This is a genomic window from Rhizobium sullae (genome assembly GCF_900169785.1).
GTDB classification, from domain to species: Bacteria; Pseudomonadota; Alphaproteobacteria; order Rhizobiales; family Rhizobiaceae; genus Rhizobium; species Rhizobium sullae.
In genome coordinates this window covers 1-10,891 of the sequence record NZ_FWER01000102.1, presented here as the reverse complement: position 1 = coordinate 10,891, position 10,891 = coordinate 1, and the positions used below count along the sequence as shown (strand labels likewise).

At 60.1% G+C, this 10,891-nt stretch carries 10 protein-coding genes; 8 read left to right on the top strand and 2 right to left on the bottom strand.

The annotated features are described in order from the left end of the window. Positions 1–15: 15 nt before the first annotated feature. Positions 16–474, bottom strand: a complete 459-nt coding sequence (locus BN1800_RS38055; RefSeq protein WP_027510961.1) for a carboxymuconolactone decarboxylase family protein — start codon at positions 472–474, stop codon at positions 16–18. A gap of 112 nt (positions 475–586) precedes the next feature. Here BN1800_RS38055 and BN1800_RS38050 point away from each other — a divergent pair, with 112 nt between their 5' ends. The 6 genes from BN1800_RS38050 to BN1800_RS38025 all read left to right on the top strand — a co-directional run bounded on the left by BN1800_RS38050 (position 587) and on the right by BN1800_RS38025 (position 6,780). Next, positions 587–1,462, top strand: coding sequence for a sigma-70 family RNA polymerase sigma factor (locus BN1800_RS38050; protein ID WP_087005931.1), 876 nt, complete (start codon positions 587–589; stop codon positions 1,460–1,462). Between the two features lie 161 nt (positions 1,463–1,623). Then, positions 1,624–3,150, top strand: coding sequence for an ABC transporter substrate-binding protein (locus BN1800_RS38045; protein WP_087005929.1), 1,527 nt, complete (start codon positions 1,624–1,626; stop codon positions 3,148–3,150). Positions 3,151–3,227: 77 nt separating this feature from the next. Continuing rightward, positions 3,228–4,169 carry an ABC transporter permease gene (locus BN1800_RS38040; RefSeq protein ID WP_179214007.1) on the top strand — a complete coding sequence of 314 codons (942 nt, stop codon included), beginning with the start codon at positions 3,228–3,230 and terminating at the stop codon, positions 4,167–4,169. After that, entirely contained in the window at positions 4,169–5,038 is an 870-nt protein-coding gene (locus BN1800_RS38035; RefSeq protein WP_087005926.1) for an ABC transporter permease, read from the top strand. Before BN1800_RS38040 ends, BN1800_RS38035 begins: the two co-directional genes overlap by 1 nt. Beyond that, a complete protein-coding gene (locus BN1800_RS38030; RefSeq protein ID WP_087005924.1) occupies positions 5,039–6,247 on the top strand; it encodes an amidohydrolase/deacetylase family metallohydrolase in 1,209 nt (402 codons plus the stop codon). Between the two features lie 20 nt (positions 6,248–6,267). Then, positions 6,268–6,780, top strand: coding sequence for a RidA family protein (locus BN1800_RS38025; protein WP_063829608.1), 513 nt, complete (start codon positions 6,268–6,270; stop codon positions 6,778–6,780). Positions 6,781–6,791: 11 nt separating this feature from the next. Here the strand turns inward: BN1800_RS38025 and BN1800_RS38020 are convergent, their stop codons facing one another. Next, positions 6,792–7,631: an IclR family transcriptional regulator gene (locus BN1800_RS38020; RefSeq protein ID WP_027510954.1), complete on the bottom strand. Its 840-nt coding sequence runs from the start codon at positions 7,629–7,631 to the stop codon at positions 6,792–6,794. A gap of 102 nt (positions 7,632–7,733) precedes the next feature. Between BN1800_RS38020 and BN1800_RS38015 the strand changes: the two genes are divergently transcribed. Together BN1800_RS38015 and BN1800_RS38010 are read left to right on the top strand one after the other, a co-directional pair. Then, on the top strand, positions 7,734–8,930 hold the full coding sequence (locus BN1800_RS38015) for an aminotransferase class V-fold PLP-dependent enzyme (RefSeq protein ID WP_027510953.1): 1,197 nt from the start codon (positions 7,734–7,736) through the stop codon (positions 8,928–8,930). 30 nt (positions 8,931–8,960) lie between these two features. Continuing rightward, entirely contained in the window at positions 8,961–10,796 is a 1,836-nt protein-coding gene (locus BN1800_RS38010; protein WP_087005921.1) for an ABC transporter ATP-binding protein, read from the top strand. Positions 10,797–10,891: the final 95 nt, after the last annotated feature.

The following is a 10,891-nucleotide window of genomic DNA, read 5'->3' as shown; positions in this document are numbered from 1 at the left end:
GGCCGGGTGGAAAACTCAAGGCTTCCATTCGCCGGCGATCTGACGTGTGGCGATGTTCAGCCGGTTCCAGACATTGATGTTGGCGATGGCGATGACGAGGGCCGCGAGGCTCTTGCCGTTGTAATGGCGTGCAGCCTCGTCCCAGATTTCGTCCGGTACCGGATCGGCACGGTCACTGACGCGTGTGACGGCTTCCGTCAGTGCCAGGGCCGCGCGTTCAGCCTCGCTGAAATAGGGTGTCTCACGCCAGGCGGATACTGCAAACAGGCGCTCGTCGGTTTCGCCGAGCCTGCGGGCAATGCGCGGATGACCGTCGACGCAGACGCCGCAGCCGTTGATCTGGCTGGCGCGCAGATTGACGAGTTCGAGCAGCTTTGGCGAAAGACCGGTCTTTTGAGGAATATTCCCGAAAGCGAGCAGCGCCTGCATGGCTTCGGGGATGACGACGGCCGGGTTTCCCATTCTCGATTGCATGATATGTCCCTTTCTATGTTTCAGAAAATGACGCCGCCGGCCGCTTGTCTGTCACATGGACCGGAGTTCGTTCGTCATGGTGTTGACGGAACGCGATGGAGGAATGTGACCGATGAACGAAAAAAAATTTTTAGCGGACGAATTCGAGGCGAGCCGTGCGCACCTGAAGACTGTCGCCTACCGCATGCTCGGCTCGCGCGCGGAGGCGGAGGATGCGGTGCAGGAGGCGTGGCTCAGGCTCGGCCGCTCGGAGGTAAGCGAGATCGGCAATCTCGGCGGCTGGCTGACGACGGTTGTCGCGCGCATCTGCCTCGACATGCTGCGCTCCAGGAAGTCCCGGCGCGAAGAATCGCTCGATCCGCCGGTCCATGAGAAGATCGCCGATATGGCGACGTTTGCCGACCCTGAGCGGGAGATCGTGCTGGCCGATTCCGTCGGCGCGGCGCTCCTGGTCGTGCTGGAACAGCTGGCCCCGGCAGAGCGCGTCGCCTTCGTCCTGCACGACATGTTCGACCTGCCTTTTGACGAGATAGCGCCGATCATCGGCCGCACGTCGGACGCAACCCGCCAGCTCGCAAGCCGCGCCCGCCGCCGCGTGCAGGGAAAGACCGATGTGTCCGAGACGGGCATCGAGCATAAGAAGGAAGTCGTCCGGGCTTTCCTTGCCGCTTCGCGCAACGGAAATTTCCAGGCATTGCTTGCCGTTCTTCATCCCGACGTTGTCTTCGCGCCTGATGCGGCGGCCGCTCGTTTCGGAGACGCCGGCGAATTGCGCGGCGCGCAGGCGGTTGCCACGACATTCAAAGGCAGGGCGCGCGGCGCGCTGCCGGCCTTCGTGGACGGCGGCTTCGGTTTCATCGTCCGCATAGATGATCAGCTGCGCATCATCGTCAAAATCGGCTTCGATGGCGAGAAGATCGCCAAGATCGAGGCGATCGCAGATCCCGGCCATCTCGAGCAGATCGAATACCGGCTGTTCGACCAATAGGCCTGCCAGCCAATGGTGAGAAGGCGCGCGCAGAGCCCTGCGCGCGCCTTCTCATTTCTGCACATAGCTCCACTTTCCCGGTTGACAGGATTACCTCCGTCGATACTCTATTATAAGGACTGATATAACATAATTGCGGAACAACAAACTGGGAGCATGAAATGAAGACTCTAGTCGCATTCCTTCTCGGCACGGCACTCGTCGCCTTGCCGACCACGATGATGGCCCAGGAAAAAGGTGGCGTCATCAACGTCGCGACGATCGGCGAGCCGCCGACACTCGATCCGATGTCCTCGACTGCCGACCTCGTCGGCATCGTCACGCAGCATATCTTCGAAACGCTCTATACCTTCGACAAGACATGGAACGTCACGCCGCTTCTGGCTGAGAGTCTGCCGGAGATCAGTGCGGACGGAAAGACCTATACGATCAAGCTGCGCACCGGCATCAAGTTCCACGACAACAGCGACATGACCTCGGAGGATGTCGTTGCATCGCTTACTCGCTGGACAAAGATCGCCTCGCGCGGCAAGCAGGCTGTAGGCTTCATCGAAGCGGTCGCGGCAGTCGATCCTGCGAACATCAAGATCACGCTGAAGCAGCCTTATGCGCCGCTGACCTCGCTGCTTGCCTTCAACAATTCAGCTGCAATCATCATTCCCTCCGAAAAGCAGGACGAGCCGATGAAGGACTTCATCGGAACGGGTCCGTACATGCTGAAAGAGCGCAAAGCCGACCAGTATATCCAGCTCGTTCGCTTCGACGGCTACAAGTCGCGCGACGGCGAGAGCGATGGCTATGGCGGCGCGCGCCATCAGTATCTCGATGAAATCCGCTTTGTTCCGGTGCCGGATCCGAACACCCGCGTTGAGGCTGCGGTCTCCGGCCAGTATGACTATGTCGATTCCATTCCGGTCGAATCCTTCGACAAGCTGAAGGCATCGACGGCCTCGCAGCCAATCATCCTGAAGCCCTTCGGCTATCCGGTCTTCGTCTTCAACACGAAGGAAGGCATTGCGAAGAATATCGAGGTCCGCAAAGCGATCCGCCAGGCGCTCAGCATGGAAGACATGATGGCCGCCGCCTTCGGCAGCGCGGATTTCTACACGCTGGATGGCGATATCTACCCGGAAGCCTATTCCTGGCACACGGATGCTGGCGTCGAAGGCAATTACAATGTTGCAAAGCCGGAAGAGGCTGCCGAAGCCTTGAAGAAGACTGGCTACAACGGCGAGCCGCTGCGCATCCTCACCAGCCGCCAATACGAGTTCCATTACAAGATGGCGCAAGTTGCGGTGGAATATCTGAAGCTCGCGGGCTTTACCGTCGATATGCAGGTCGTCGATTGGGCGACGCTGACGCAGCGCCGTGCCGATCCGAAGCTCTGGGATATCTACATCACTCACAGTCCCTTCCTGCCGGAGCCGGCGCTGATCGGTTCGCTATCGACCAGCTCGCCGGGCTGGTGGGATACCCCCGCCCGCAAGGCCGCTGTGGATGCCTTCACCTCCGAAGTCGATCCTGCCAAGCGCGTCGAGCTTTGGGCCAATGTCCAGAAAGCGATTTATGACGACGCGCCCTTCATGAAGATCGGCGACTTCAACGCCGTCTCGGCGGAATCGACCAAACTTGAAGGCGTCGACCCGGCCCCGTGGCCGTACTTCTGGAATGCTTCGATCAAGAAGTAAGGCCTGATCGCGGGATGCCGGCATTCAATGCCGGTATCCTCTTGCATTGTGCCCCGCCGGGCATCGGGAAAGACTTAATGATACGCTACATCCTCCAGCGCCTCTTCGGGATGATCGTCGTGATGTTCCTCGTAGTCACGATTGTCTTTGTCATCGTGCGCGTGACACCAGGCGATCCGGCAGCCGTCATGCTAGGCCCTGATGCAACGCCTCAGGACGTCGTCGAGCTTCGCAGCCGGCTCGGGCTCGATCAGCCACTCCTGGTACAATATGTCTACTACATCGGACAGCTCCTGAGAGGCGACCTCGGGCAATCGATCTTCCTGAACATGCCAGTGACGGCAGCCCTTCTCGACCGCGCCGAGCCGACCTTCTTCCTGACGCTGTTTTCGCTTGCCATCGCCTGCATCATCGCGCTGCCGATCGGCATCTACGCCGCCCATCGCCGGGGCTCCTTCGTCGATCAGGCGGCTACGACAGTTGCGATGTTTGCGGCAAGCATTCCAAGCTTCTGGCTCGGCCTGATCTTGATGCAGTTTTTCGCCGTGCGCTTCAATTTCTTCCCGGTTTCGGGCTATGGCGGGCCGGGTGCGGGCTTCTTTGTGCGCATGTATCATCTGACGCTGCCGGCCTTTGCGCTCGGTATCGTTTCCTCGGCGCTGATCTTGCGCTTCACACGCGCCTCCATGCTCGACGTGCTCGGCGACGACTATATCCGCACGGCGCGCGCCAAGGGCCTGATCGAGCGCCGCGTCATCCTCAAGCACGCGCTCAAAAACGCGCTGATCCCGATCCTGACCGTTATCGGGCTGACGGCGGCGGTGCTGATTTCAGGCGCGGTTGTCACCGAAACGGTCTTCGGCCTTCCAGGTGTCGGCAATCTGGTCGTCTCGGCAGTCCTTCGCCGCGACTATCCGGTCATTCAAGGCGCGCTGCTCATCATTGCAGCGCTCTATGTGCTGATCAATTTTGCGATCGACATGCTCTATCTTCTGATCGATCCGAGGGTGCGTTACTAATGGCCGATATTGCCGCAAGACCCGCGAAGAGCGAAGGCAGCAAGTTCATCCGCCGCTTCCTGAAGCGCAAGACCGTCGCATTCGGCGTGCTGGTTCTTACGATCTTCGTACTGTTGGCGATCTTTGCGCCATGGCTCACCCCTTACTCGCCCTCCAAGCTTTCGATCGTTAACCGGCTGAAGCCGCCGAGCGAGATATTCTTCTTTGGAACGGACGAATTCGGCCGCGACGTTTTCTCGCGAACGATCTTTGCGGGGCGCCTGTCACTGCTCGTCGGTGCTGCCGTCGTCGTACTCTCGGCATTGATCGGCGTGACCCTCGGTCTGCTCGCCGGTTTCTTCAAGCAATTCGACACGCCGATTGCCCGGCTGATCGACGCGATGATGGCCTTTCCGGACATTCTGTTGGCGATCGCGCTGGTCGCGGCTCTTGGACCATCTTTGACAACTGTCATCGTCGCGTTGTCGATCGTCTATTCGCCGCGCCTGGCGCGTATCGTCCGCGCGTCGACGCTGGTCATTCGTGAACTGCCTTACGTTGAGGCGGCGCAGGCGCTTGGAATTTCGACCTTTCACATCATGACCCGGCATGTGTTGCGCAATCTGCTCTCGCCGATCCTGGTGCAGGGGACCTTCCTCTTTGCCAGCGCCATGCTGGCCGAGGCGGGGCTTTCCTTCCTCGGTCTCGGCGTCAGCCCGGAAGTTCCGACCTGGGGAACGATGATCGCCGCCGGCCGCCAATATATCGGCCAGGCCGACTGGATGACGCTGTTTCCGGGCGTCGCCATCATCCTTTCCGTGCTCTCGCTGCAGATGGTCGGCGACGGGCTGCGCGACATGCTCGATCCAAAACTTCGAAAGGACCTTTGAATGACTGGGGATAAAGCGAGCAAACCGCTCCTCCTCGCCAATGTGAAGCCGATGGCTTTCGGTGCTGTGAGCCCAGGTGGCACCATCGACATCCTGGTCGATGGCGATGGCAAGGTCGCGCAGGTCGGTCCACAACTCTCCGTCTCAGAGGACGCGGTCCGCGTCGATGGTCAGGGCGCCTGGATTTCGCCGGGCTGGGTAGATCTGCATGTTCATATCTGGCATGGCGGTACGGATATCTCGATCCGTCCGTCCGAATGCGGCGCCGAGCGCGGTGTAACGACGCTGGTCGATGCAGGCTCTGCCGGCGAAGCCAATTTTCATGGTTTTCGCGAATACATCATCGAACCGTCACGCGAGCGCATCAAGGCCTTCCTGAACCTCGGTTCGATTGGTCTCGTCGCCTGCAACCGCGTCGCCGAACTGCGCGACATCCGGGATATCGACCTTGACCGCATCCTCGAATGCTATGCCGAAAACAGCGACCATATCGTCGGCATCAAGGTGCGCGCCAGCCACGTCATCACCGGTTCATGGGGTGTGACGCCGGTCAAGCTGGGCAAGAAGATCTCCAAGATCCTCAAGGTTCCGATGATGGTGCATGTCGGCGAGCCGCCGGCGCTTTACGATGAGGTGCTGGAGATACTCGGTCCGGGCGACGTCATCACCCACTGCTTCAACGGCAAGGCCGGTTCGAGCATCACGGAAGACGAGGACCTTTTCGATCTCGCGGAGCGCTGCGCGGGCGAGGGCATCCGCCTCGACATCGGCCATGGCGGTGCCTCCTTCTCCTTCAAAGTAGCGCAAGCGGCAATCAAGCGCGGCCTCTTGCCCTTCTCGATCTCGACGGACCTGCATGGCCATTCGATGAACTTTCCGGTCTGGGATCTGGCGACGACCATGTCGAAGCTGCTTTCCGTCGGCATGCCCTTCGACAAGGTGGTGGAAGCGGTCACGCATGCGCCCGCCTCCGTCATCAAGCTTTCGATGGAAAATCGGCTTGCCGTCGGCCAGCGCGCCGATTTCACGATCTTCGATCTTGTCGATTCAGATATCGAAGCGACCGATTCCAACGGTGACGTTTCCGTCCTAAAGACGCTGTTCGAGCCCCGCTATGCGGTGATCGGCAGCGAGGCGGTTGCCGCAAGCCGTTACATTCCGCGGGCCCGCAAGCTCGTGCGCCACAGCCACGGTTATTCCTACCGCTAAGAGCCAGAACAGAAATTCGCATGACAGGAGTTTGCGTGAACACGTCTCCAGCTACCGCCAAGCCGGCAAGCTCGCCTTATGAAAGGCTCGCCGCGCTCGGTATCGAACTCCCACCTGCGCCGCCGCCGATCGCCCATTTCGTGACGCATGTGCAGGAAGGCAATATTCTCTACCTCTCCGGCCAGGGACCGCGCAAGGCCGACGGCTTCCTGTATTCGGGAAAGGTCGGTGCTGAAATCAGCATCGATGATGCCTACAAACATGCACGGCTGACCGGCATAAATCTCCTTGCCGTCATGCATGACGCGCTTGGCGATCTCTCACGTGTGAAACGTGTCGTGAAACTACTTGGCATGGTCAACGCCGTGCCCCAGTTTGGAGACCATCCGAGCGTCATCAACGGATGCTCGGATCTCTTCGTCGACGTCTTTGGAGAAGAGACCGGCAGTCATGCCCGTTCGGCGGTCGGATTCGGCTCGCTGCCCGGCAACATCACGGTCGAAATCGAGGCGATCGTCGCCTTGCGCGATTGAGGAAGGAAAGCCTAGTGGTTGCGCCAGCCCATGATCTTTTCGATGCGTTCGGCCGATGCGCGCACATGCGCGGTATAGCGGTTTTCGTCGGAAAAAGCCTTCTGTTCGGGAAGGACAATGGAAATGGTCGCGACGCACTGACCATTGCCGTCACAGATCGGCGAGGCGATGCAGGCAACTGCATAGTCGGACTCACCAGCCTGGATCGACAGGCGGGACTGGAACGCCGCGCCGGCGGCGGCGGAAAGCACGCCAGGGTCCATCTGGGCGCGGCCGGTCGGCGAAGATTTGGCGCAGCGCTTGAAAAGTTCGACGCGCTCCTCTTCCGGCAGATTGCCGACAAGCAGGCGGCCGGATGCGGTCCAGTTCAGCGGAACGCGGGTACCGACGCGCGAGGCGACCTGGAAATGACTCGGACCGTCGGCCATGGCGAGAACGAGCATATAGTCGCCGTCGCGGCCGCAAACCTGAACGGTTTCGCCCGCTTCACGGCAAAGATCGTGCATCTCATGCGTCGCGACACTCATAAAATCCAGCGATCGGGCGTAGGCCAGGCCGTAGTGGTAGAGCCGCGAGCCGAGCCAGATCGTGCCGTCGCCATTGCGCGTCAGCATGTTCTTTTCGACCAGATCGTCGACGATGACGTAAACGGTCGAAAGCGGCGCCTTCACCGCCTTGGCGATTGCATAGACCCCCGTCGGGGAGCCGGTTTCGTAAAGGTAATCAATCACCTGCAGCGCGCGGTCGATGCCGCTTACCCGCGAGCGGCGCGCGCCTCTGCCACCCGTCTCTTCAACAGGGGCCTCGTCTTCGGAGTAAACTATTGATGATGTCTTGCCGTCCAATTCCACGTTCCTCGCATGCGAGCATGAGTCTATTACATTACTATGGCATAGCCGCCGTGCGTGCAAGTTGCAATACTCGCCATCTCGCCACCAATTTTGGAGATACACATGTCTGATGACATTCGCACGTCGATCGGCCTTCGTCCGGTCATCAATGTTTCCGGCACGATGACCAGCCTCGGCGCATCGATCGTCGTTCCCGAGGCAATCGCGGCAATGTCGTCGATCCTGCCGCAGTTTGTCGAAATCAACGATCTGCAGCGCAAGGCAAGCGTTGTCATCGCCCGGTTGACGGGCGCGGAAGCCGGCTTCGTGACGGCATCCTGCTCGGCTGGCATTTCGCTGGCTGTTGCGGGCACTATGACCGGCAACAACCTTCTTGCGATCGAGAAACTGCCGGATGTGGCGCCGGAAAAAAACGAGGTTCTCGTGCAGATGGGCCATGTGGTGAGCTATGGCGCACCGGTCGACCAGGCGATCCGCCTTGCTGGCGCCAAGGTGGTGCTGGTCGGCCAGGCGACGTCGACGCACCGTTTCCACATGGAAAATGGGATCACCGAAAAAACCGCCGCAGCCGTCTATGTCGTTTCACACCATGTCGTCGACTACGGCCTTTTGAACCTTAAGGAGTTCGTCGAGATCGCCCATGCCAAGGGCGTGCCGGTCATCGTCGATGCAGCATCCGAATACGACCTGCGGATTTTCCTGGAGCAGGGTGCGGATGTCGCGCTTTATTCCGGTCACAAGTTTCTGGGTGGCCCGACCTCCGGCATCGTCGCCGGCAGGAAGGAACTGGTGCGTAGCGCCTTCCTGCAGAACATGGGCATCGGCCGCGGGATGAAGGTCGGCAAGGAAAGTATCTTCGGCGTCATGGCGGCCCTGGAGGCATGGGAACAACGTGACCACGCCGGCATCCGCGAGCGCGAGGCAGGCTACCTCGATCTCTGGAGGCAGACGCTGGAGGGTCGTCCCGGCGTGACCGCACTGATCGAGCCCGATCCGACCAACAATCCGCTCGACCGCATGCGCGTCATCCTGAAACCGGAGGAAGCTCACATCACCGCCTGGGATATGGCCGACGCTCTGGCGCGCGGGACGCCGCCGATCATCGTGCGCGACCACGAGGTCGAGCATCAGTATTTTTATCTCGATCCCTGCAACCTGCACCCAGGCCAGGAAAAGCTCGTTGCGATCCGCTTAGCCGAAGAACTGGACAAGGCGCGTGCCTCCAACGAGATCATTGCAACGCCTATCGAAAACCGCAGCAAGCGCCGGTTCGACGGCGTGTTGCGCTGGCCGGATTAATCTCTTTCAAGCATTCAAGAGGAATTGGATATGGCAAGCTTTCCGGCACAGACGATGCAAGGCGCAGAGCCCGTTCTCTCGGTCGAGAAGCTGACGACATCGTTTCTGGTCGATGGCGAGTGGAGGCCTGTCGTTTGCGATGTTTCCTTTAACATTGCGCCGGGTGAAACGGTCGCAATTGTCGGCGAATCCGGCTCCGGCAAGAGCGTCACGTCGTTGTCGATCATGCGGCTTCTGCAGCCGGAAACGAGCCGGATCGAAGGTAAGATCATGCTTGGCGGCCGCAATCTGCTGGCGCTTCCGGAAAACGCTATGCGGCAGGTGCGCGGCAATGACGTGGCGATGATCTTTCAAGAGCCGATGACGAGCCTCAACCCGCTCTTTACGATCGGCGACCAGATTTCTGAAGCATTGCTTTGCCATTCGGCGATGTCGAGGGCGGAGGCGCGGGCCGAAACGGTCCGGCTCCTGGAGAAGGTCCGCATTCCTTCCGCCGCCTCGCGTTTCGATGAATATCCGCATCGTTTCTCCGGTGGCATGCGCCAGCGTGTGATGATCGCGATGGCGCTCGCCTCCAAGCCGAGGCTCCTGATCGCCGACGAACCGACTACGGCGCTTGACGTCACCATCCAGGGGCAAATCCTCGATCTCATCAAGATGCTGCAGGATGAGGAAGGAACCTCCGTTCTCTTCATCACTCACGACATGGGCGTCGTTGCCGAAATCGCCGACAGAACCGTGGTGATGTATCGCGGCGAGCAGGTGGAAACCGGTCCAACGGCCGACATCTTCCATCGCGGCCAGCATCCTTATACGCGCGCGCTGCTTTCCGCCGTTCCGGTGCTGGGCTCGATGCGCGGACACGAAAGACCGCTGCGCTTCCCCGTCGTCAATGTGGCGACGGGCGAATCGGACATACCGGTGGAAGTCGGCGATACGGTTGCTGCTTCATCGAGGCCCATTCTGGAGGTGAGGAACCTCATCAAGCGCTTCGACATCCATTCGGGCCTCTTCGGCCGCCTGACGGGGCGGGTGCATGCGGTCGAAAATGTCTCTTTCGATCTCTGTGCCGGCGAGACGCTGTCTTTGGTCGGCGAATCCGGCTGCGGAAAATCGACGACCGGTCGCGCCATCATGCGGCTGATCGAGCCGCAGAGCGGGTCGGTGAAGGCGGACGGCAGGGATGTGCTGGCGCTTGACAAGCATGGCATGCGCGAGATGCGCAAGACCGTGCAGATGATCTTTCAGGATCCCTTTGCCAGCCTCAATCCGCGTATCCGCGTCGGCGCGGCAATCGCCGAACCTTATCTGGAACACAGGATGGGAACGGCAAAGCAGGCGAAGGAAAAAGTCGCCGACCTATTGGAAAAGGTCGGCCTTTCAGCCGACATGGCGTCGCGCTTTCCGCACGAGTTCTCCGGCGGCCAACGCCAGCGCATCTGCATTGCCCGAGCGCTGGCGCTCGATCCGAAGGTCATTGTCGCCGACGAAAGCGTCTCGGCCCTCGACGTCTCGATCAAGGCGCAGGTCATCAACCTGATGCTCGACCTGCAGCAGAGCCTCAAACTTGCCTTCCTGTTCATCTCGCATGACATGGCCGTCGTTGAACGCGTCAGCCACCGTGTCGCCGTCATGTATCTGGGCGAGATCGTTGAGATTGGACCACGTGCTGCGGTTTTCGGCGATCCGCAGCATCCCTATACGAAGAAGCTGATGTCCGCCGTCCCAGTGCCCGATCCGGACCGGCGGCGTGAGAAGCGGGCGGCGGCCAATGACGAAATCAAAAGCCCAATCCGGCCGGTGGATTACAAGATCGTGCCGCTGGAGTACCATGAGGTTTCGCCCGGGCATCTGGTAGCGATGTAGGTCTGGCCCCTAAATCAATGGTGGGCTCACGGGATGAATGCAACACACTATTCTTTTGTCAAAGAGGAGTGTGGACATGAAGCGTCGGCGTCGCA